This window comes from Ruegeria sp. AD91A (genome assembly GCF_003443535.1).
Classification (GTDB): Bacteria; Pseudomonadota; Alphaproteobacteria; order Rhodobacterales; family Rhodobacteraceae; genus Ruegeria.
Genome location: NZ_CP031947.1, coordinates 330202 through 352002, shown reverse-complemented (window position 1 = coordinate 352002; position 21801 = coordinate 330202). Strand labels below are relative to the sequence as shown.

General features: G+C 56.0%; 19 protein-coding genes and 1 pseudogene. 12 read left to right on the top strand and 8 right to left on the bottom strand.

Features of this window, described 5'->3' with window-relative positions; genetic code table 11:
- Positions 1–43 precede the first annotated feature (43 nt).
- The 6 genes from D1823_RS20045 to pedF form a co-directional block, all read right to left on the bottom strand.
- Entirely contained in the window at positions 44–835 is a 792-nt protein-coding gene (locus D1823_RS20045) for a xanthine dehydrogenase family protein subunit M (RefSeq protein ID WP_117873385.1), read from the bottom strand.
- 95 nt (positions 836–930) lie between these two features.
- Complete coding sequence (locus D1823_RS20040) at positions 931–3291, bottom strand: xanthine dehydrogenase family protein molybdopterin-binding subunit (RefSeq protein ID WP_117873383.1); 2361 nt, start codon at positions 3289–3291, stop codon at positions 931–933.
- Positions 3292–3371: 80 nt separating this feature from the next.
- Positions 3372–3854, bottom strand: coding sequence for a (2Fe-2S)-binding protein (locus D1823_RS20035; RefSeq protein ID WP_117873381.1), 483 nt, complete (start codon positions 3852–3854; stop codon positions 3372–3374).
- 28 nt (positions 3855–3882) lie between these two features.
- On the bottom strand, positions 3883–4407 hold the full coding sequence (locus D1823_RS20030) for a CoxG family protein (protein ID WP_117873379.1): 525 nt from the start codon (positions 4405–4407) through the stop codon (positions 3883–3885).
- 71 nt (positions 4408–4478) lie between these two features.
- Complete coding sequence (locus tag D1823_RS20025; protein ID WP_254683880.1) at positions 4479–5315, bottom strand: ABC transporter substrate-binding protein; 837 nt, start codon at positions 5313–5315, stop codon at positions 4479–4481.
- 78 nt (positions 5316–5393) lie between these two features.
- Positions 5394–6074, bottom strand: a complete 681-nt coding sequence (gene pedF, locus D1823_RS20020; RefSeq protein ID WP_117873375.1) for a cytochrome c-550 PedF — start codon at positions 6072–6074, stop codon at positions 5394–5396.
- A 163-nt stretch (positions 6075–6237) separates the two neighbouring features.
- On the opposite strand from pedF, the gene D1823_RS20015 reads away from it, so the two are divergent.
- The 6 genes and pseudogenes from D1823_RS20015 (at position 6238) to D1823_RS19990 (ending at position 10625) form a co-directional block, all read left to right on the top strand.
- A complete protein-coding gene (locus D1823_RS20015) occupies positions 6238–7401 on the top strand; it encodes an ABC transporter substrate-binding protein (RefSeq protein ID WP_117873373.1) in 1164 nt (387 codons plus the stop codon).
- 2 nt (positions 7402–7403) lie between these two features.
- Positions 7404–8366 carry a YVTN family beta-propeller repeat protein gene (locus D1823_RS20010; protein ID WP_117873371.1) on the top strand — a complete coding sequence of 321 codons (963 nt, stop codon included), beginning with the start codon at positions 7404–7406 and terminating at the stop codon, positions 8364–8366.
- A 21-nt stretch (positions 8367–8387) separates the two neighbouring features.
- On the top strand, positions 8388–8831 hold the full coding sequence (locus D1823_RS20005) for a hypothetical protein (RefSeq protein WP_117873369.1): 444 nt from the start codon (positions 8388–8390) through the stop codon (positions 8829–8831).
- A 143-nt stretch (positions 8832–8974) separates the two neighbouring features.
- Positions 8975–9031 (top strand): annotated as a pseudogene (locus D1823_RS22340) (hypothetical protein); the annotation flags it as partial.
- A gap of 537 nt (positions 9032–9568) precedes the next feature.
- Positions 9569–10108: a sel1 repeat family protein gene (locus D1823_RS19995; protein ID WP_117874053.1), complete on the top strand. Its 540-nt coding sequence runs from the start codon at positions 9569–9571 to the stop codon at positions 10106–10108.
- 121 nt (positions 10109–10229) lie between these two features.
- Complete coding sequence (locus D1823_RS19990) at positions 10230–10625, top strand: cytochrome c family protein (protein ID WP_117873367.1); 396 nt, start codon at positions 10230–10232, stop codon at positions 10623–10625.
- Positions 10626–10627: 2 nt separating this feature from the next.
- Here D1823_RS19990 and D1823_RS19985 read toward each other — a convergent pair whose 3' ends face one another.
- A complete protein-coding gene (locus tag D1823_RS19985; protein WP_117873365.1) occupies positions 10628–11182 on the bottom strand; it encodes a hypothetical protein in 555 nt (184 codons plus the stop codon).
- Positions 11183–11357: 175 nt separating this feature from the next.
- On the opposite strand from D1823_RS19985, the gene D1823_RS19980 reads away from it, so the two are divergent.
- The 4 genes from D1823_RS19980 to D1823_RS19965 all read left to right on the top strand — a co-directional run bounded on the left by D1823_RS19980 (position 11358) and on the right by D1823_RS19965 (position 17382).
- Entirely contained in the window at positions 11358–13124 is a 1767-nt protein-coding gene (locus tag D1823_RS19980; RefSeq protein ID WP_117873363.1) for a PQQ-dependent methanol/ethanol family dehydrogenase, read from the top strand.
- Positions 13125–13265: 141 nt separating this feature from the next.
- Complete coding sequence (locus D1823_RS19975; RefSeq protein WP_117873361.1) at positions 13266–13949, top strand: response regulator transcription factor; 684 nt, start codon at positions 13266–13268, stop codon at positions 13947–13949.
- Between the two features lie 46 nt (positions 13950–13995).
- On the top strand, positions 13996–15165 hold the full coding sequence (locus D1823_RS19970) for an FIST N-terminal domain-containing protein (protein ID WP_117873359.1): 1170 nt from the start codon (positions 13996–13998) through the stop codon (positions 15163–15165).
- Positions 15166–15168: 3 nt separating this feature from the next.
- Entirely contained in the window at positions 15169–17382 is a 2214-nt protein-coding gene (locus D1823_RS19965; protein ID WP_117873357.1) for a PAS-domain containing protein, read from the top strand.
- 44 nt (positions 17383–17426) lie between these two features.
- Here D1823_RS19965 and D1823_RS19960 read toward each other — a convergent pair whose 3' ends face one another.
- On the bottom strand, positions 17427–18371 hold the full coding sequence (locus tag D1823_RS19960) for a LysR family transcriptional regulator (protein ID WP_117873355.1): 945 nt from the start codon (positions 18369–18371) through the stop codon (positions 17427–17429).
- Positions 18372–18500: 129 nt separating this feature from the next.
- On the opposite strand from D1823_RS19960, the gene D1823_RS19955 reads away from it, so the two are divergent.
- Positions 18501–19508: a TAXI family TRAP transporter solute-binding subunit gene (locus D1823_RS19955; protein ID WP_117874051.1), complete on the top strand. Its 1008-nt coding sequence runs from the start codon at positions 18501–18503 to the stop codon at positions 19506–19508.
- 79 nt (positions 19509–19587) lie between these two features.
- Positions 19588–21801, top strand: a complete 2214-nt coding sequence (locus D1823_RS19950; protein ID WP_117873353.1) for a TRAP transporter fused permease subunit — start codon at positions 19588–19590, stop codon at positions 21799–21801.

Here is a 21801-nt window from a genome sequence, read left to right as displayed (position 1 = left end):
GCCCCGGATTACACCGAGGCTTTTCGAGTTCTTTGAGAGTGGATTATAGGCAGTCTGCAACCGCGCGTTTGGTCAGGACCGAAACGAGATGTGCTCGGTATTCTTTGCTCCCATGCAGATCCGCAATCATGTTTGCTGGGTTCACGCGCAGGTCCATAAGGGCATCAGGGCGAAATTCTTTGTTCAGCGCCTGTTCAGCCTCGGACCACCGGAAAACTCCGTCCTCGCTCGCGCCGGTTACAGCGACGCGTACTCCGTCTGCGAAGCGGGCCAGGTAGACCCCGACAAGCGCAAAACGCGACGCCGGCTGCAGGAACTTTTGATAGCTCGCCGCTTGCGGTACCGGGAAACGGATCGACGTGATGATCTCTCCTTCATCCAGCGCGGTCGTGAACATTCCCTGGAAATAGTCATCGGCTGCGATCTGGCGTGTATTGGTCACAACAGTTGCCCCTGATCCCAACACGCCTGCAGGATAACAGGCCGCAGGGTCATTGTTGGCAACCGAACCGCCAATGGTCCCGCGATTGCGCACCGCCGGATCGCCGATCTGACCGGCCAGCGCGGCAAGCGCAGGATGCATTCCTGCAGCCTCGCGGGCCACCACGGCGTGCGATGTCGCCCCACCGATCGACACCGATCCATCATCCTCGACGCAAACGCCTTGCATCTCGGGAATTCCGCTCATCGACACCAACTTGGAGGGGGCCGCCAACCGTTGCTTCAACGTGGGGATCAGCGTCTGTCCGCCTCCCAACGCCTGCGCATCTTCGGCCGTCAGTGCGGCAACCGCATCAGCAATGGTCGAGGGTTTCTCAAACTCGAAACTGTACATTTCGTTTTTCCTTTCCGAAAGGCGCGGATCCGCCCTTCATCTGGCTAAAAATATCTCGGGGGTCCGGGGGCTGGCCCCCGGTCCGCCCTCTCCTCTTAGCTGTTCATCGCCGCCCAGACGCGCGGCGGGCTTACCGGCATGTCGATGTGGTCCACCGCCTTGCCCCCCGAGTTCAGCGCATCAAGAACCGCGTTCACCACTGCAGGTGGCGAGCCAATCGCGCCGGCTTCGCCGCAGCCCTTCACGCCCAATGGGTTGTGCGTACAGGGTGTCTGGCTGGAATGATCGACACCGTAGAATGGCACGTCATCCGCACGCGGCATCGCGTAGTCCATGAAGGATGCGCTAAGAAGCTGACCGTTTTCATCGTAGGCGCAGTTTTCCATAAGCGCCTGACCGATACCCTGACCGATACCACCGTGCACCTGACCATCCACGATCATCGGGTTAACGATGTTGCCGAAGTCATCTGCGGCTGTGAAGGCTTCGATGCTGACCTTGCCGGTCTCGGGATCAACCTCGACTTCGCAGGCATATGCCCCGGATGGGAAGGTAAAGTTGGCCGGGTCATAGAAAGCAGTTTCTTCCAACCCGGGCTCTACCTCCAGCGGATAGTTGTGCGGGACATAAGCCGTCAGAGTCACATCACCCCAGGCCACTGACTTATCAGTACCCGCAACGCTGAACTGACCGTCCTTCAGCTCGATATCTGCCTCGGACGCTTCCAGCAGGTGGGCGGCGATCTTTTTGGCCTTGTCGATCACCTTTTCGGTCGCCTTGACCATCGCCGAACCACAAACCGCGAGCGAACGCGAGCCATAGGTGCCCATGCCAAACGGAATCTTGGACGTATCGCCATGCACGATCTCGACCATCGATTCGTCGATGCCGATCATGTCTGCCACAACCTGCGGGAAGGCCGTCTCATGGCCCTGACCGTGGCTGTGCGCGCCGACCATGACGCTGATCGAACCGGTGGCGTTCACCCGAACGGTCGCGGCATCATAAAGACCCGCCCGGGCCCCCAGCATGCCGACGATGTTCGACGGCGCAATGCCGCAAGCCTCGATATAGCAGTTGATGCCCAGGCCCCGAAGCTTGCCCTTGGCTTCGCTTTGCGCCCGTCGCGCTGCAAAACCTGCCAGATCGGCGGCGGCCTCAAGCTTGTCCATCGTTCCGTTGTAATCCCCGGTGTCGTAGGTCAGCGCTACCGGCGTGTCGTAGGGGAACTGAGTGATGAAGTTCTGCCGACGCAGAGCGATCGGATCGACACCCAGTTCGCGTGCGGCTTTATCGACCACTCGCTCCAGCTGGTACGTCGCCTCGGGGCGGCCTGCACCGCGATAGGCGTCCACCGGCACCGTATTGGTAAACATCGCCTTCACGTTCACCTGAATGACCGGCGTCTTGTAGTTTCCTGCCATCAGCGTGCCGTGCAGCCAGGTCGGAACCGAACTGGAGAATGTCGACAGGTATGCACCCAGATTAGCGTATGTGTTGGTGCGCAGCCCTACGAAATTGTTGTCGGCATCCAGTGCCAGCTCGATCTTGCTGACATGGTCACGGCCATGGGCATCGGACATGAACGCCTCGGACCGGCTCGATGTCCATTTGACCGGGCGATTGCAGGCCTTGGCAGCGAAGGTGCAGAATGCCTCTTCCGCATAGTGGAAGATCTTGGTGCCAAAGCCACCGCCCACATCCGGGGCCACTACACGCACCTTGTGCTCGGGTAGGCCCAGAACAAAGGCGCACATCAGCAGGCGGATCACATGCGGGTTCTGCGACGTGGTGAACAGCGTATATTCATCCGTGCCACGCTTGTATTCGCCTACAGCGACGCGCGGTTCCATCGGGTTGGCAACCAACCGGTTGTTCACCAGATCCAGAGTGGTGACGTGGGCCGCGTTGGCAAACACCTCATTCACCTTGGCGTCGTCCGCTTCACCCAGCTGCCAGTCATAGCAGACGTTGTTCTTCAGATCGTCATGGACCAGCGTCGCACCCTCTTGCGCGGCGGCTTTCATGTCGATCACGGCAGGAAGCTCTTCGATGTCCACATCGATTGCCTCAGCCGCGTCGCGTGCCTGTTCCAGACTGTCGGCCACAACGGCAGCAATGGGATCACCCACATGGCGTACTTTGCCCTGCGCCAGAATGGGGTGAGGCGGCTCCTGCATCGGCGCGCCGTGCTTGTCGGTCACTTCCCAGCCGCAGGGCATCCCGCCCACGCCTTCAAAATCCTTGCCGGTAAAAACCTTGACCACGCCCGGCATCCCTTCGGCTGCCGATGTATCCAGGGATTTGATACGGCCATGTGCGATGTCGGACCGCAGAAAATGTACATAGGCCTGGCCATGTACGTTGATGTCGTCGGTGTAATTGCCTGCTCCGGTCAGAAAGCGTACGTCTTCACGCCGCTTGGAACTGGCTCCGATGCCACTGTCTTTGGGCATTGCTTGTTCTCCTCCCATAAACGGATGCTGTAGCATCCCTTACTCATCCCACGGGCGTAACGATCACGCCCGTAGCGGCATCATTCTGCAGCTATGCTGCCAACGTCCTGACCGGATGCGGCCATGATTGCTTTGACGATGTTATGGTACCCTGTGCAGCGGCACAGATTGCCTTCCAGATACTTCCGGATTTCGGCCTCGGTCGGGCGTGGGTTCTCTTTCAGCAGCGCTGCCGCACTCATCACCATGCCCGGCGTGCAGAATCCGCACTGAAGGCCGTGGTGATCCTGAAAGGCCTGTTGGATAACGTTCAGCGAACCATCCGGCGATGCCTGACCTTCAATAGTTCCGACATCAGCGCCATCTGCTTCAGCAGCCAGCATGTTGCACGACTTCACCGCCTCGCCATTCACATGTACCACGCATGCGCCACACTGCGCGGTGTCGCATCCTACATGCGTCCCCGTCAAAGACAGATGATCGCGCAGAAAACCGGACAGCAATGTCCGGCCTTCGACTTCTCCGCTCACAGCTTTGCCGTTCACGGTCATGGAAATCTTCATGACTTTCTCCTCCCTGAATTCCAAAGGTTCAACCGCCTAACACGCGCTTGAACCAACCTTTCTTTTCTTCCCCGGCCTCTTCCTCATCCGAGGGTTCGGGCTCGGGTGCATCCTGAGGTTCGACCGCATTCTGGAAGTTCTCAAAGAACTGGTCGGCCATTTTTCTGGCAACCCCATCAATGACTCGCCCCCCCAACTGAGCCAGTTTACCGCCGACGCGCGCATCAACCTTGTAGGTCAGCAGCGTACCTTCCGGGACATCCGACAACGTGACGTCGGCCGCGCCCTTGGCAAATCCGGCGGCTCCTCCCTTACCTTCACCCGATAACTTCACGCTTTCAAGCGCCACGAGATCAGAAAGGGTCACAGAGCCTTTGAACGTCGCTTTGACCGGGCCTACTTTTTGCACGACGGTGGCCTCGAACCCGTCTTCGACCGAGCCTGTCATCTCCTGACATCCCGGCACGCATTCTTTCAGAACCTCTGCCGACAAAAGCGAGTCCCAGACCTTGGATCGCGGCGCGGCGATGACGCGGCTGTCACTAAGTTCCATTTCACTTCTCCAAGTAATTTTTGTTACGCTACGCGGTGTTCACCGCCATGCCTATAAGACCTTGGGTGTAGTCACCGCAGCGCCGGGGGCAAATGCGTAAGACCATGACGTTCGAAGATTTCGGCGATGCGCCCGTCCTGCAACGCTGCATTGATGGCATCATCAACAGCATAGCTGAGACCGCGGTAAGCGAAATGAACTGCCACACCGCTGGTCCATGAGCTGACTGCGAAGCCGGGCAGGGGTGGGGCATGGATGTCCAGCGCTGGGGTCAGTCCGGCTTCAAGTTGGGCACGTGGTCCCATGGCCGCCATTGTCTCGCCCACGGCAAGCGCCTGCATTGCCTCAGCAGCGGTAGGATATCTGCGCAAGTTTTGGGCCAATTGACCGCCAGGAAATGCCGACAAATAGAAATCAGCAATCGAATCATTCTCTACTGCGACGGTGTCGAACCGGAAATACGCAGGAACTGGCGGGTCGTCTGGATAGGCATCGCGGCTATATGCGATGGCGATTTCCTCGTCATGGTATTGCCCGGTGAAAACCACCTGTTCGACCCGGCAGGCGAATTCGCTGTCATACGGAACGTGCAACATCACATTTGCGACCCGCCCGTTGATCAGGGGTCCCTTCCAGATCCAGTTGCGTAGGTCGGCCTCAAGGTTATCTCCGGCAGCCACCAGATTGAAACGCGCTTCAACATCCAGCTCCTCGGCAATCAACCTGCCTATGTCGATGTCCACGCCCTGTATCCTGCCGTCCTTCTCATAGGACCATGGTGGGAAATCGTCATAGGCGGCGAATTCGATATAGCCACGCTCGACAATGGTATCGAGATCGGCGCCAACGATATCCCGGCTGGCGTTTTGTGGTTTGGGTTGAGGCACATGATCCTCGCATCTGGCCATAGCCATCCCGGTTGAAAGGGTGGCAGCCAACAGGGAGAGAAAAAGTGAGCGTCCGATCATGTGCCTCAGTCTGCCGCCCTATTGCGCGGCAGACAATCCAATTGTCAGTTGTTCTGCTGCTTCCGCGAAATCAGGACTGTCGCCCGAGATCAGAACAGCGGCACGGAAGGCCACGCTGTCAGCCACAGGGGCACCCGATCCTGTTTCTATGGTGCTTGCAATCTCGTTGAGCTCAGACTGAAGGGCAGCGGCATCGCCTTCACCGCCATCGGCCATAGAGGCCAGCAGGTCGCGGATTTCCTTCAGGCGGTCACTATGATCGTCCAGCGCGCCGTCATCGGGTCGCGTTTCGATATAGGTGCGAATGGCCCAGGCGGCCTTTTGCCCCAATAACTCTCCGAAGGCCGGCATCTTAGTGATCCCGTTCTGAGTATACCCTTCGCGGAACCGCTCCATATACCATTCGTCGCCGTATTCTTCAGCCTCGAGGTAGCGCAGATCAGGTGCCAAACCGCCGGAAACCACGCCCAACCCATGGCAGCGCGCGCAGTTTTGATTGTATCCGGAATCGCCTATTTCGATGGCGGCTTGCCAAACGTCCTCACCCTGATCGCGATAGGGGTTTTCGATCAACCATTCCTCACCCACATCCGGTAAGGCATCTGTATTCACAGGTTGCGGGGCGACATCTCCGTGCGCAAACGCCATACCGCCTGCGGTCAGGGCAGCCAGCGCTGTGTTAAAAAAAACAAGACGCATCGTCTCCTCCTTCTGATGCTTACCCCGGTCATAGCCCAGGGACAAACGCCATGAAATTCGACCTTGGTTGCAGATGAGCCAATGCTTGCGACTAAGGTCGAATGGCATGCCACCCAAGGACCCATTTTAGTGGAGCAGCATCGGAGGAGGAGCAAACACGGCCATGTTTTTTCGCGTCTTTGCAACTCTTGTTTTGTTACCAATGGTGGCCGCGGCTGAGGTTGCCGTTTCTGTTGTCTACCTGCAGCAACAGGTTGAGCGCCCACCGGTTTTGTCCAACCTTGATCAAATACCTGAAGACCTTGGTGCGGCAGGTGCGGAACTGGCACTGACAGACAATCTGACGACGGCCAAGTTTCTGGGTCACAAATACGAACTGACAGTTATGACGGTCCCTCAAGACGGTGATTGGCTGGCCGCAGCGCGCCAGGCCCTGTCCCAGACAGACTTCTTGATTTTGGACGCTCCGGCGCGGGCGCAACTGGCTGTGGCTGACCTTCCGGAGGCTGCCGAAGCCATCTTGTTCAACGCGTCTGCACCTGATCGCGACTTAAGAGATACCACCTGCCGCGCCAACCTGCTGCACACTATGCCGTCTGACGCGATGCGCACGGACGCACTGGCACAGTTTTTGGTCAAAAGACGCTGGGACGATCTGGTTCTGATCACCGGAGAGCACTTGTCGGACGTGGCCTTTGCAGACGCCTTCAGACAGTCGCTGACCAAGTTCGGACTGGAACTTCGTGCAGAAAAGACCTGGCGTTTTGATGCTGACCTGAGACGTAATGCGGCCCAGGAAGTTCCAATTTTTACTCAGGATTTCGGGGATTACGATGTCTTGCTGGTAGCTGATGAACTGAACGACTTTGCCCGTTACATACCGTTCAACACGTGGGAACCAAGACCGGTTGCAGGTTCGGAAGGGTTGCGACCGGTGACGTGGTCGCCCGTGGTCGAGCAATGGGGGGCAGTTCAGTTGCAGAGCCGGTTCGCCGATCAAACAGGACGACCGATGAGGTCAATCGACTACGCGGCATGGGCTGCGTTTCGGTCATTGGGCGAGGCCGTGACCCGAACACAATCTGGCGATCCTGCTGTTCTGCGGGAATACATTCTGTCGGATAGATTTGAATTGGCGGGTTTCAAGGGCCGGGCGATGAACTTTCGTGCCTGGAATGGCCAGTTGCGCCAACCAATCCCTTTGGTGACAGAACGGGCTGTCGTGGCCCTCGCACCGCTCGAGGGATTCCTGCACCAACGAACGGAACTGGATACGCTTGGCATTGATGAGCTCGAAAGCCAGTGCACGGCCTTTAAGGAGGAATGAAGATGAAGGTAGCCACCATTTTGGCTGCAACAGCACTTTGCGCTCCGGCAGCCGCAGATGAAATCTGGGTAAGCAACGAAAAAGACGACACGCTCAGTGTGATCGACATCGAAACGTTTGAAGTGATCCGCACCCTTGAAACCGGTGAACGGCCACGAGGGATCACGTTTTCCAAGGACTACTCCGTTCTTTACATCTGTGCGTCAGACAGCGATTCGGTGCAGGTAATGGACCCCGAAACCGGAGAAATCCTTCATGATCTGCCGTCGGGCGAAGACCCGGAACAGTTCGTTTTGCATCCCAATGATCAGCATCTGTACATAGCCAACGAAGATGACGCGATCACAACTGTCGTCGATACGGTGTCGCGGAGCGTGATTGCCCAGATTGACGTGGGCATCGAACCGGAAGGAATGGCGGTTTCACCCGATGGAAAGATCGCCATCACCACGTCCGAAACCACCAATATGGCTCATTGGATTGATACCGAAACACAGGAGTTGTTCGCCAACACTCTGGTCGACTCACGCCCTCGCCACGCTGAATTCGTCAAAGATGGAACCGAGCTTTGGGTCAGCTCTGAAATCGGCGGCACAATCACTGTTTTTGATGTGGCGACACAGGCCGAGAAGGCCAAAATCGAGTTCAAGGTGGATGGTGTCCACCCTGATCGGGTCCAGCCAGTGGGCTTTGAATTATCGAACGGGGATGAAACCGCCTTTGTTGCTCTGGGTCCGTCGAACCACGTGGCTGCCGTTAACTCGGAAACTTTCGAGGTCGAAGATTACATCCTGGTCGGGCGCCGCGTCTGGCACATGGAATTCAACGCGGACAAGTCGCTTTTGTTCACCACAAACGGCGTGTCCGGGGATGTCACCGTTATAGACGTCGCCAAACGTGAACCCATCAAAACGATCAAGGTCGGGCGCTTCCCTTGGGGTGCAGCTTTCCGCCCGACGAATTAAGCACTTTCAGGAGACCCGAAAATGAAGCATTTTGCCCGCTCAATTGCCGTGCTGGCCGTGGCGCTACCCAATTTGGCGCTGGCCCAGGATGACAAAGGCTTTGGTCTGGCTGGCATTCTCTCAGCTAAAAACAAAGAAGACTTATCTCCAATTACTCTGTCTGCAGGTGTGCCTCTGGCTGATGCCCCTTGGGAATTGAAGTCCGGCACGTATTACGAATTCGAGATTCACGGTGACGGTAGTCAGGAGTTGGCGATCACCGGCTCTGAATTCTTCCGGGCGATCTGGATCGACGAAATCGTCGTCGAAGGTCTGGAGATCCGTCCTTTGGGACTTGATTCCATCGAGTTCGACGAAGAAGGCGAGATGGAAATAGGCTTTGTCGCGCTTAAGCCAGGCAGTTACCATCTGAAGGTGCCGGGAAGCACCGGGGAAACACAGCGACTCGAAATAACCATTAAGTGACAGGGCTTTCGGTCCAAAACGTCAGTTACACCTTTGGTGAAAAACGCGCTTGAAGACGTAAGTATTCACGTCCCGTAAGGCGGGTTTACGCGCTGTAGGGGCCTAACGGTGCAGGTAAGGCGACACGGTTTTCCCTCCTCACGCGGCTGTTTACTACAACGCAGGGATCGATCGAAATCGCTGGCTTTGACATCACATAGCAGCCGAGGCTGGCGCTGGTCAGGATCGCGGCAGCCTTCCTCAGCAGACGCCTGTGAAGAGGTCAAAAAAGGAATGCCGTTGCAGCAAAGGGTCCTGTTGAAAATCGGTGCGCCGACACGAAGGCCGGATTGATCGCACTACGCGCTATCCTCATTCGCGAAGCTTTGCGCGTTCATTCGCTATCAAACAGCTTGAAAACTTCGCGGGTGTGATGAACTTCCTCATCTTGCCGATGTTCTGTCTGTCTTCCGCGGTTAATGCACTTTGGAAAATGTCAGAAAGTTCAGTTTTATCGCGCGATAGCTGCGCGTTCTTTCCCTTCACCCATGCTGTCGAGCCGCCCTTAAAGGCAATTCAATGCATAGGCGTTTTAAGGGAAGATCTTTGCCGGAGTAGTTTTTCTTTGGTGGTCACTGTGGGGATACGACCCGTCACGCGGGATCAAGCGCTCAAAGGATTATCGCGTCTACGACCATCGCAGGCGTGAATTTCCGAACCCGGTCGGCTATTGTGGTGGCCAGATGGAGGGTTTGATCATGTTCCGCACCGCCACTGTTGCACTGCTTTTGTCCACGGCCGTCTCAGCCCAGACGGTTGAGGACGAATACGGCACGCTTAATCCGCAAGACACCGGGTGGGGCAAAGTCATGAGCAATATCGAAAACGGCGTCACCGATATGACAACCTGTGCGACAGGCTATTACATGACGAAGTCCGGCCGTCATGATATGGCACGTACCCTGTTCAGAACCTGTGCTGAGGCAGGTTATACCGGCGCGATGACGTGGATGGGTCAGTTGGACAATAACGGGCTGGGTGGTCCCTACGACCCTGACGCGGCTGCGGCATGGGACAAACGCGCGGCTGACCTGGGGGACCCGGTGGGCAAGTTCAACTTCGGTCTCAATCTGCTGCGTGGACATGGCGTTGTGAAAGACGAAAGGCTCGGGCGCGCCTATGTCGACGCGGCTGCTCGTGACGGATTGAAAATCGCCAAACGCTTGCAGGACTCGGGCTACGACCCGAATGAAGTAACCCCTGATGCGGATGAGTGGAAATACGCGCCTCTATTCTGAATCCTCGTTTTTGTCAGATTTCTACGACCAAAGGATAAGGCTCGGCGGCGAATTTCTTGATGTGAGTCAAGCCGCCCAATGATGTGCGGCATGTATCCTTGCACAAATGTCGGAGGATCACATGAAACACATCATCCTTTCCCTCGGTTTGGCCGCATTTGCAGTCTCACCATATCCTGTTTTTGCCGAAAGCACTTTTGATAAGGTCAAGGTCGAAGCTGGAGAAACGCTGTTTTACTCGGAATGCAGACGCTGCCACGCCCCTGATTCCACCGACCCCAGCTATGGGCCTCCACTGGACAATATCTTGGGTCGGGCCGCCGGAACCGTCGAAGGGTATGAGTATTCCGAAGCACTGGCCGGGTCCGGGATCGTCTGGACGCCCGCAGCGTTGCGGGCATGGATGGAAGATAACGACGGGTTCATGCCTGGCACAAAAATGCGCCATGTCGGGATCGAAGATCGCACGGTTCAGGACTTTATTTTGGCGTATCTGGGCAATATCTCGGCTCAGTAGAGCTATTCGATGACAAGCCGCGGCAGCCAGTGGCTGTCCGGTTCGGCTTGGTGAATGTCCTTATCTGTGACCGGCCTCAGTTCACCCTCAGCCGGCGGGACCGCCAGCAGACCCATATCCATTTCGTGCAACTCTCCGACCAGTCGATCACCATCGATCCGGAGCTGATAGTAAACGCCGTTCCACATATTGATGCCGTATTCGGTTGCACCTTTGTGGATGAACAAAAGGTCGTATTCTAGATCGGTCAGATCACCTACAGAAACCTTACGTTGCAGAGCGTAGGGATAAGGGACATGGCACCAGTGTTTGTCCGGTCCTTCCAGGCATCGAAACGGACGCATGGACAGGAAGTGTTCGGTGAACGGTCCAATGGCAAGGTCGATTTTGTAAGCAGAAAAGGTACCTTCCGGGCTAAAGCTGATGTTCCCGACAAGCGTTTTGCCCGCCCCATTGCCGATCAAAAATACCTGCTTTTTTCCGCTTAGTGGGTCAGCGCTGGCCGGCAGACAGGCGGACCACCCCAATACGATAAGCCCTGCAAGAACTTTCTGCATCGTTTCCTCCGAGCCCCAAAAACACGCACCACACTAGTTGAAATCCGTGACTCCCTCCCTACGACCATTGTGCAATTTCGCCGAAAGACCCCCTTGCGAATAATACTCACGCCCACAGCTCCGACCTGTCGGGGATTCGGCGTGGAGGGAAGACACAAGTCTAGGGAGGACACCGATGAACCGGTTTATAATGGTGACGGTCGCAAGTGTGATTGCAGCGGGCGTGGCCCATGCAGAAGTTACTGAGGACGATCTGGCCAACGACCAGACTATTACGACCCAGGTCGTAACAAACGGCATGGGGCGCGACTTGCAGCGCTATAGCCCGCTGGACATGCTGAACAAGGACAACGTCAAGAACCTGTTGCCTGCCTGGGCATTCAGCCTTGGTGGTGAAAAGCAGCGCGGGCAGGAAACCCAGCCGCTGATCTATGACGGTATGATGTATATCACCGGTTCGTATTCGCGCCTGTATGCGATTGATCTCGAGACCGGCAAAGAGGTTTGGCAATACGATGCGCGTTTGCCCGAAGGCATTCTCCCGTGCTGCGACGTGGTGAATCGCGGTGCCGCCATTTACGGTGACAAGGTGATTTTCGGGACGCTTGATGCCCGGATTGTGGCCCTGAACAAAGACACCGGTGACGTTGTGTGGCGCGACAAAATCGCTGACTACAAGGCGGGGTACTCTTACACAGCTGCTCCGCTGATCGTCGACGGGCTGGTGATTACCGGAAATTCAGGTGGTGAATTCGGCATAGTTGGCACCGTGCAGGCCCGTGACGTGGACACCGGCGATCTGGTGTGGGAACGCCCGGTCATCGAAGGCCATATGGGTACGCTGAACGGTGAAGAAAGCACCATGACAGGCGAGCTAAATGCAACATGGCCCGGCGATATGTGGAAAACCGGCGGTGGCGCGACCTGGCTGGGCGGTTCCTATGACGCGGACACGGATACGCTTGTTTTCGGGGCCGGAAACCCGGCACCGTGGAACTCGTGGCTGCGTAACGCGGGTACGCCGACGGAAGGAAATACCGGTGACAACCTTTATGCGGCCAGCCGCATTGGAATCGATCCGAAAACCGGCGACATCAAGTGGCACTTCCAAACGACGCCACGCGAAGGTTGGGACTATGACGGTGTAAATGAGGTCGTGGCCTATACCGACCGTGAAGGAAACAAGCGTTTCGCCACCGCTGATCGCAACGGGTATTTCTATGTTCTGAACCGCGAAGATGGCGCCTTTGTTTCAGCCAATCCTTTTGTCAAGGATATCACATGGTCGTCCGGCATTGATGAGACCGGCCGCCCGATCTTTGTCGAAGGCAACCGCCCTGGTGATCCGGCGTCAGCGGCTGATGGCAAGAAGGGTGAAGTGATCTTTGCGTCGCCTTCTTTCCTTGGCGGCAAAAACTGGATGCCGATGGCCTTCTCGCAGCGTACCGGTAACTTCTATGTGCCATCGAACGAATGGGGCATGGATATCTGGAATGAGCCGATCTCCTACAAAAAGGGTGCCGCCTATCTGGGCGCAGGCTTTACAATCAAGCCAAACTACGAAGATCACATCGGCTCGCTCAAGGCGATTGACCCGGATACCGGGGAATGGAAATGGGAATACAAGAACGATGCGCCGCTGTGGTCAGGTGTGATGACGACGGCTGGCGGGCTGGTGTTCTTCGGCACGCCTGAAGGTGAGTTTATCGCGCTGGATGACGAAACCGGTGAAAAACTGTGGTCGTTCCAGACCGGCTCGGGCATCGTCGGCCAACCCGTTACGTGGGAACAGGACGGCGAACAGTATGTCTCGATCATTTCCGGCTGGGGCGGCGCGGTTCCGCTCTGGGGTGGTGAGGTGGCCAAAAAGGTCAACTACCTTAACCAGGGTGGCACCTTGTGGACCTTCCGCCTGCCGAAGGAACTGGCTTCGGCTAACTGACCCAGGACGATACAAAGCTCTGACGCGCGCCCCTGATCTGGGCGCGCGTTTTTATACGACCTTCCGCCAGTATGCGTGGATTTCTTTCGTTGCTAGGATTGGTTAGGCTGGAGACCATTTGAATGCAAAAGGCTATACCCAATGCTTGCTGAATCCGCCGCACGAAACGATTTCGAAAAAGTGCTGATCGTTGATGACCATCCTTTGTTTTGCGACGCCTTGTCGATGACTTTGCAAAGTGTGGCACAGATTGGAGAAATCCACACGGCAGACCGGCTGGAGGGCGCGATGGATCTGCTGGCAAGTGGACTGAAACCTGACGCCGTTATGCTGGATCTCAACCTGCCGGATGTGGACGGGCTGGATGGCCTTATCCGCTTGAAGGCGGCAGCAAATGCTCCGGTAATTGTCGTGTCATCGCTGACCGACACCCGCGTCGTCAGTCAGGTGATACAGGCCGGTGCATCAGGCTATGTCCCCAAGCACAGTCAGCGAGACGTGTTCCGCACTGCATTCGAGACAGTTCATTCCGGCGATGTCTTTGTGCCTGAAGGCTGCGTTTTGATTGACGGAACGGAAGAGGACGAACACAGCGACGCGGTAAATCGCCTTGCAACGCTGACAAATCAGCAGGCGCGCATCCTGCAACTGATCTGCGAAGGCAAACTGAACAAGCAAATCGCCTATGACCTGTCGATTGCTGAAACCACGGTCAAGGCACATGTGACCGCAATAATGCGAAAACTGGGTGTACAAAGCCGCACACAGGCGGTTCTGATCGCTAAGAAGGCGTCCTTTGCCAGTGTCTTGCAAGACCAAGGCTAAGCGTCATACTCTCATGTCATCGTCGCGCTTTTAGGGAGGAGGCACGATGGACCAAGCAGTCGGGTGGGCGACAGCCCAAGCCCGTGCGCCAGGCATCGTTAAAACGGCTTTTGCACAACACGACACCGGGCAGTCAATCGAGACGCTCGAACGCCAGCTGGGTGATGATCCGCTTGCGCTTGTCATACTTTTTGTCAGCCCGAACGCAGATGCATCCGCCGTGATTGTGGAAGCCGCGCACGCCTTTGCTCCAACCCCGGTAGTTGGTTGCACCACCGCAGGAGAGTTGGCGGATAGTGGTTACTGTGAAGACCAGATCGTCGCGATCGGCCTGCCACGATCCCATTTCGAAATATGCACGGTTCTTGTTCCGGACTTGAACAAGTTCGACGCCGACAGCATCATCAAAGAGATGATCCACAACAGAAACGCGATGATGGAAAACGCGCCAGAGTGGGATCATGAATTCACCTTCCTGATGATCGACGGGTTGTCGACAAAAGAAGATGAGCTGACGTCGGAATTGGCGGTAGGGCTTGGGCCGGTACCATTGTTCGGTGGATCCGCGGGGGATGGAACCCAATTCGGGCGCACCTATGTTCTGCATCAGGGGCAGGCACGGAGCAATGCCGCCATACTGACCCAGGTTCGCACGCGGTGTCCGATAAAGGTGTTCAAAACCGATCACCTCGTCCCCACCGCCCGCCGCATGGTGGTGACCAAGGCGGACCCGGCCAAACGCATCGTTCAGGAAATCAATGCCGAACCTGCTGCGCGCGAATATGCCCGTATTCTCGGCAAAGACCCGGAACAATTGACGACATTTACCTTTGCGGCCCATCCTGTCGTTGTGCAAATCGGTGGAAAACACCATGTTCGCGCAATTCAGCAGGTGGCGGGTAACGGGGATCTCGTCTTTTTCTCGGCTATTGACGAGGGGCTGGTTCTGACTCTGGCAGAACCCCGAGACATGGTCGAACACCTGCAGGAAGAAATCGGGCTACTGACCGACAAACAGCAACCCGACACCATTCTGGGCTGTGACTGCATTCTTCGTCGGCTGGAGGCTCAGGAAAAGCAGAAGACGCACGAGATCTCGAACATCCTGTCCCGCAATCACGTGGTCGGTTTCTCGACCTACGGAGAACAATACAATTCGATCCATGTGAACCAGACCCTGACCGGCGTTGCGATTTACCCGCCCGAGAAAGAGTAAGGCATGATCGAGCATCTCACAGATCCCTCGGATACGCTTGATCGTCAGAATGAAAAGCTGAGGAAAATCGTCGGGGCCCTCATGCGGCGTGTCGAGGAATCCACCGACGCCTCAGGCGCGGCCTATGCGCAGTTTCAGCGCGCGGCGGTTCTGGAGCAAGAAGTTCGCGCCCGAACGGATGAGCTTGAACGCGCGCTTGAGCTTCTGAATGACTCCAACGCCAGGTTGGCGCAGGCCAACAAGGAAACCGAAGCGGCGCGGGCGGATTTGGCGAACGCGATCGAAACGGTGCAGGAAGGGTTTGCTCTGTTCAATCGCAACGAAGAACTGGTGCTGTGCAACAGCCGGTTTGGGCTGCATATGCCTGACATTCAGGAACAGCTGAGCCCCGGCTTGCGGTTTACCGAGTATGTAGAATTGGTCAGCCAATCCGGGTTCCTGTCCCTGCCAGAGACAATGACTTCCCAGGACTGGGCCAAAAGCCGCTTGGATCGCCACGCAGATGACCACGTGGTGTTCAATGTTCGTCTTGCCGGCAATCGATGGTCTCAAGTGTCCGAACACCGCACGCCAGACGGTGGTACTGTGATCCTGCAAACCGACGTAACAGACATCATGCGGATCGAGCGGCAGGAAAGGGTTCGCATTCTTGACGACAAGGCAAGGCTGATCCGCGCAACGCTTGAGCATATCGATCAGGGCGTCTGCATATTTGACAACAAGCACCGCATGATCGGATGGAACACCCGCGCAAGCGAGCTTTTGGCCATACCGATCACGCAGTTTCAGATGGGCACACGGTTTGAAACCCTGTCCAATCGCCTCAGCGACAACATCAGCTTTGAGAAAGGGATTACCGAGGCGGATCTGCTGGATTGGGTCAGCCGGCAGACTTCTCGCCGCCCTCTTCAATTCCAGATGCATCGGGGGCGATCAAAAATACTGTCTGTTTTTGCCCAGGAAATGCCTGACCGGGGATTTGTGATCTCCTTTACTGATGTGACTGCAGAACGAAAGTCTGCTGAGGCTTTGTACGAAGCCAAGGAAATGCTGGAACAGCGTGTGGCGTCGCGCACAATGGAACTTGCGGATGCGCTGAATGAGGCCGAGCGGGCGAATGCATCAAAATCGCGCTTTGTGGCAGCCGCCAGCCACGACCTGCTGCAACCTCTGTCTGCGGCAAAACTCTATGTTGCGTCACTGGGCAGCGGCCTGGACAAAGACACCGCCCGGAGCGTTGCAGCAAAAGCCGAAAGTGCACTGAACAGTGTCGAACACATTCTGGAAGCCTTGCTGGATATATCTAAGCTGGATTCCGGTCGAGCCACGGCGCATCTGTCTACGGTGTCGGTGGGCGAGCTTTTTTCGCAAATGGAGGACGCTTTTCGGCCCGTCGCCCAAGCTAAAGGTCTGAAATTGCGTTTTGTCGACACGAAGGCTTTGGTCACAAGCGATGCCAGTTATCTTCGGCGGATATTGCAGAACCTGTTGTCAAACGCGATCCGGTACACCGAGACTGGAAAAGTTCTTGTCGGTGTCAGGTATCGCAAAAACGCAATTGCCCTGGAGGTCTGGGACACGGGCATCGGCATAGCATCAGATCAAAGAGATATTGTGTTTCAGGAATTTCAGCGCCTGCATTCGGATGCCAGCGCTGCCGAAGGCATGGGGTTGGGTCTTGCGATTGTTGAGCGGGCCTGTGGGTTGCTACAGCACCCCATCCATCTTCATTCCGAAGTCGGAAAGGGGACAGGCTTTTCGGTCGAGATACCTTTGACGAAAGCGAAGCCAGAGGTTTCCCTCGGCTCTTCAGCGATACAAAAACCAAGTTTCAATGTGCCCGGCAACGCCATCGCTTTGTTGATCGAAAACGATGAAAATCTGCGCAACGCTTTAACTATGACCATCGAATCCTGGGGCGTCGAAGTTCTTGAATGCGAAAGCGAAAACGAAGCAATCAGTCTTCTGCGCGAGATAGGCATCCTTCCAGACTTTGTCGTCGCAGATTATCAATTGAACAACGGGAAAACAGGGACGGACGCCATGCGCGCCCTGACAGATGAATTTGGGCATCTGCCTGGCTGTATTATTACAGCCAATCGATCACCTGAGCTTGTCGAGCAATGCAAGCAAGCAAAGTTGCCCCTTCTATACAAGCCAATCGATCCACAACTGCTCAAATCAACTCTGGAAGCCTCCATGGTACGCGACGCGTGAGTTTTTCCAGTTGTCAGTTGAGTTGCCGGTCAGCCACGTTTCTTTCAGATATCTTCTGTCCGCGGATTGGCCTTGGTCTGAACCAGCATAGACACAACTTCCGCCTTCCAGCCCGCCTTTATTTTCAGCGCCAACTGTGAAGGGGGGCGATGATCCGGTGTAAGGATCGCATATTCATATCTGAGCGGGTCCTTGAAAGGCAGGAAGACGACACGGCCATTTGAGATGTTTAGATTTCGTTCTGTCGCAACGGTCAAAGGATCGACTATAGTGCAGCATTGTCCCGATCCGACAAAGGGTATGAGTGGCAGAAAATATTGGCATGTCACGCTTGGTTTGTAAGACGCAGAAACCATCTGAAAAGCACGCTGCACTTTCTTCTGAAAAGGGTGTGTGTCGTACAGCCCACCCATTGGCACGCTATCAAGGTCTGAAATCGTCAGGGTCTTTTTTTGAGCCAGCGGATTGTCTCGATCCATTGCGCAAAAGCAGTCTCCACTTATGATTTCTGCCGTGAATTGTGGTCTCTTTCCGATCGGGTGCTCGAAATCGGCAAACCCGAAATCGATGTTCTGGGTACCTGCAAGTTCCATTATTTGGGGCGAACTGCGGGTCGACAGCGTAACCCGGATGTCCGGGTTCCCGCCAACCGAGCGGCTGATGAAATTCGGAAAGGCAAAAATGGACGGTCCCGGCATTGCAGCAATATTCAGATTGCCTGAGCTTCCTTTAAGAAGCCCGTGCATCGTGCTGGAAACCGTTGATAATCTGTCCAGTATCCCAGTGGTTTCCGCCAACAGGTAGTGCGCCTCGGGCACCGGGATTAAACGCCGACCTTTTCGTTCGAACAAGGTCAGTCCAAGACTTCTTTCCAGGTTCTTGATTGCCAGGCTGATCGCGGGTTGTGTCCGGTTCAGCTTCTTTGCGGTCTGAGATATGGACCCGGTTTCCATCACCTCACGAAAAACTGTCAATTGAGCAAGGTTCATGCTCAATACATAAGGTAAACTTTCGTTTTGTTAAATATAACAAATTTGTATTTATGGTAAAACTCCATAGGCTGATTGGATCAGAGTTCGGACAAACCGAATCCAATGATCCAAAACTGGGAGCTTACGATGAGATTTTTGAAATGCCTGACGGGTTTGGCTTTGGCTGGCGCACTGGCTGCACCAGCGTTTGCACAGGATCCAACTTTTTTCCGCATCGGCACCGGTGGTGCAGGCGGCACTTATTTCCCGATCGGCGGGACCATCGCCAACGGGATTTCGGCCCCTCCGGGCTCACGCCCCTGTGAAGAGGGCGGACAATGCGGCGTGCCCGGGTTGATCGCGATCGCACAGTCAACAACCGCATCAGTCTTCAACAATGCCGCTGTCCAAAACGGCGAGCTTGAGGCCGGCCTGGCCGCGGCTGATGTAACCCGTTCGATGTATCTGGGTGAGGGAAAGTTTGAAGGCAAACCCCACCCGAATCTGCGCATCGTCGCAAACCTGTTCCCCGAAGACCTGCACCTGGTTCTTCCCGCGGGTCAGACCATCAACGATCTGAGTGATCTCAAAGGCAAGCGCGTCGGTATCGCGCAAGCTGGTTCGGGAACGCAGGTCGCTGTGTTGCAAATGCTGGAAGCATGGGGCGTCAACCGTGACAACATGGATGAGGCCGAGTTGAACAACAGTCAGAGTGCCGAACGTCTGGCCGATGGCCAACTGGACGCCTATTTCTACGCGGCGGGCTGGCCGGTTGCCGCAATGGTGCAACTGTCTTCGACCAAGGGCATGAACCTGCATTCTTTCACCGATGAAGATTTGGCAAAGATTAACGAGATTATCCCTGCCTATATCCCCTCGGCCATTCCGGGTGGCGTCTATGAGGGTATTGACACTGAAACAAAAACCCCAGCGGTCAGCGCTATGCTGGTTGTGTCATCGGACCTGTCCGAAGATCTGGTTTATCAGCTGACCAAAGCCCTGTGGAACGATAATACCCGCAAGCTGCTGGACAACGGCCACGCAAAGGGCAAGCAGATCACGCCTGATACTGCCCTCGATGGCGTCGAGGCGCTGGGTGTTCCGCTGCATCCGGGTGCTGAGAAATTCTATAAAGAAGCCGGTCTTCTTCAATAGCCACACCTGACTGAAACCTGTCGCCGGTGCCCCGGTCGGGGCACCGCACTCTGGAATTATGCGAAATCGGGGGGCCATCATGTCCGAGACCCAGAAACTTGATGACCACGAACTGACGGCAGAGGAACTTGCGGCCATCGAAGAACAGTTCGACGAGGGTGCCGCTGTCCGGCAGGTCACGCCCACCGCAGGCAAGGTGCTGCGCGTGGTCGCCCTGATTTTTGCGTTCTACGAATTCTTCACGGCTGGGTTCGGTTTGCCTGCCGACCACTGGCATATGGGCATCTATCTGGCCCTGCTGTTCATTCTGGTCTACGCCACAATCCCGATTATCGGGGTGAAAAGCCTCTATGCGCTCAAAATCAGCCGATTCCGCGTCGGCAATATCCCTCTCTATGACCTGGTATTCATGATGCTTGGCATCATCGCCGCACTATACGTGGGCTTCGCCTGGCGCGGCATTCCGTTTCTGGGGATCGAGGAGCAGACCTTCCGCATGGGCAACCCGAACAACTATGATGTGATTCTCGGGGTCGTGATCATCCTGCTGGTACTGGACATTGCACGCCGCACGTTGGGCTGGGTCCTGCCTCTGATCATCTGCGTATTCATCTCTTATGCATTGCTGGGCCCCTATTTTCCCGGGCTGTTGCAGCACCCGGGTGTGAACTTCAAAACCTTCGTATCATCGATGTACTTTCCGCAGGAAGGTATCTATGGTGTAACGCTTTGGGTCGTATCGACCATCGTGTTCCATTTTGTCTTGTTCGGCGTGATCGCTCAGCGAACTGGGCTGGGGCAATTGTTCATCGACAACGCTACAATTTTGGCGGGTCGCTATACGGGCGGTCCGGCCAAAGTATCGGTGGTATCCTCGGCCTTCTTCGGCACGATCTCGGGCTCTTCGGTGGCCAACACCGTTTCGACCGGCGCGTTGACCATTCCCAACATGAAGCGCCTTGGATACCCCGGCCATTTTGCGGGCGGCGTCGAGGCCGCGTCCTCGGCTGGCGGCCAGATCACACCACCCATCATGGGGGCTGCGGCCTTCATCATGGCTGAGTTTCTCGAGGTGCCTTATACCACCATCGTGATCGCTGCGATATTTCCGGCACTTCTGCATTACGTGGGTGTTTTCGCTGTAGTGCATCTGATGGCGCGCAAGCTGAACCTTCAGGGTCTGGCGAAAGAACAGTTGCCGCAGCTCAAGGCTGTCTGGACTGAAGGCTGGGCCAACATCGTGCCGTTGATCGGCCTGCTGGTGGTCCTTTTCACCGGCTACACGCCATTTATGTCGGCCTTTTGTGGCATTTCGCTTGCTGTCATCGCAGGCATGTCGCGGATCAAGCAACCTCCGACACTGATCTATGCAGCAGCCTTCCTTGGGTTCGTCCTGTGGAAGTTCTCGGATGGAGGCTTTGACCTGACCATGACGGCAATCCTGTGTGGGCTGTCGGTGATCGCCACGCTTAACCCGCAGAAACGTATCGAAGTGCCCGAGATGCTGCAGGCGGTTGAACTGGGTGTGAAATACTCTCTGGCTGTGGGCGCTGCGGCGGCTGCAGTGGGTATCGTTGTAGGGGTGATCAACACCACCGGTATCGGTTTCCGCATCGGATTCATGGTGACACAAGGTGCGGGGAACCTGGCGGCAGATCTCTATAACATGATCTCATTCGGCAGTTTCCAACTGTTTGCGATGGAAGACTTGCAACTGTTTATCTCGCTGGTTTTCATTGCCATCGTCTGCATTCTGATGGGCGCCGGCATTCCAACCACGGCGCTGTACATCATGCTCGTTTCGGTCGCGCAGCCTGCGTTGGCCCAGCTTGGCGTTCCGCCCATCGCAAGCCATCTGTTCGTACTGTATTACGGCGTGGTGTCCGAGATCACACCTCCGGTCTGTACGTCGGCCTATGCGGCGGCAGCGATTGCGAATTCCAACCCGTTCCGCACCGGGCTGTCCGCCTTTACGCTTGGTCTGGGTAAAGTAATCGCGCCAATGGCGTTCGTCTATGCGCCGGTTTTGCTGTTCGTGTCTTCCACCGGGTTTGATCTTTGGGAATTCACCTATACCGCAGCCAGCTGTATTGCCGGTGTCATCGCGCTTTCGGCAGCGGTCGTGGGGTATTGGTTGCAGCCACTCGGTCTCGTGTCGCGCATCCTGATGGTCGTTGCCGGGATTATCTTCGTGGCGCCCACTCTGACGGCTGACTTGATCGCATTGGCGGTGGCGTCTCCTGTCATTTTCACACAGTTGATCGCCCGTAGCCGAATTCAAGCAACGGTCTGA

Bases quoted from the DNA above. Each gene is read 5' to 3' on its own strand.
- D1823_RS19950 (WP_117873353.1), top strand. From the start codon at position 19,588: ATGTCCGAGACCCAGAAACTTGATGACCACGAACTGACGGCAGAGGAA.
- D1823_RS20025 (WP_254683880.1), bottom strand. From the start codon at position 5,315: ATGGCCAGATGCGAGGATCATGTGCCTCAACCCAAACCACAAAACGCC.
- D1823_RS19965 (WP_117873357.1), top strand. From the start codon at position 15,169: ATGATCGAGCATCTCACAGATCCCTCGGATACGCTTGATCGTCAGAAT.
- D1823_RS19985 (WP_117873365.1), bottom strand. From the start codon at position 11,182: ATGCAGAAAGTTCTTGCAGGGCTTATCGTATTGGGGTGGTCCGCCTGT.
- D1823_RS20015 (WP_117873373.1), top strand. From the start codon at position 6,238: ATGTTTTTTCGCGTCTTTGCAACTCTTGTTTTGTTACCAATGGTGGCC.
- D1823_RS19960 (WP_117873355.1), bottom strand. From the start codon at position 18,371: ATGAACCTTGCTCAATTGACAGTTTTTCGTGAGGTGATGGAAACCGGG.
- D1823_RS19955 (WP_117874051.1), top strand. From the start codon at position 18,501: ATGAGATTTTTGAAATGCCTGACGGGTTTGGCTTTGGCTGGCGCACTG.
- D1823_RS20045 (WP_117873385.1), bottom strand. From the start codon at position 835: ATGTACAGTTTCGAGTTTGAGAAACCCTCGACCATTGCTGATGCGGTT.
- D1823_RS19980 (WP_117873363.1), top strand. From the start codon at position 11,358: ATGAACCGGTTTATAATGGTGACGGTCGCAAGTGTGATTGCAGCGGGC.
- D1823_RS20005 (WP_117873369.1), top strand. From the start codon at position 8,388: ATGAAGCATTTTGCCCGCTCAATTGCCGTGCTGGCCGTGGCGCTACCC.
- D1823_RS19990 (WP_117873367.1), top strand. From the start codon at position 10,230: ATGAAACACATCATCCTTTCCCTCGGTTTGGCCGCATTTGCAGTCTCA.
- D1823_RS19970 (WP_117873359.1), top strand. From the start codon at position 13,996: ATGGACCAAGCAGTCGGGTGGGCGACAGCCCAAGCCCGTGCGCCAGGC.
- D1823_RS20040 (WP_117873383.1), bottom strand. From the start codon at position 3,291: ATGCCCAAAGACAGTGGCATCGGAGCCAGTTCCAAGCGGCGTGAAGAC.
- D1823_RS20010 (WP_117873371.1), top strand. From the start codon at position 7,404: ATGAAGGTAGCCACCATTTTGGCTGCAACAGCACTTTGCGCTCCGGCA.
- pedF (WP_117873375.1), bottom strand. From the start codon at position 6,074: ATGCGTCTTGTTTTTTTTAACACAGCGCTGGCTGCCCTGACCGCAGGC.
- D1823_RS19995 (WP_117874053.1), top strand. From the start codon at position 9,569: ATGTTCCGCACCGCCACTGTTGCACTGCTTTTGTCCACGGCCGTCTCA.
- D1823_RS19975 (WP_117873361.1), top strand. From the start codon at position 13,266: ATGCTTGCTGAATCCGCCGCACGAAACGATTTCGAAAAAGTGCTGATC.
- D1823_RS20030 (WP_117873379.1), bottom strand. From the start codon at position 4,407: ATGGAACTTAGTGACAGCCGCGTCATCGCCGCGCCGCGATCCAAGGTC.
- D1823_RS20035 (WP_117873381.1), bottom strand. From the start codon at position 3,854: ATGAAGATTTCCATGACCGTGAACGGCAAAGCTGTGAGCGGAGAAGTC.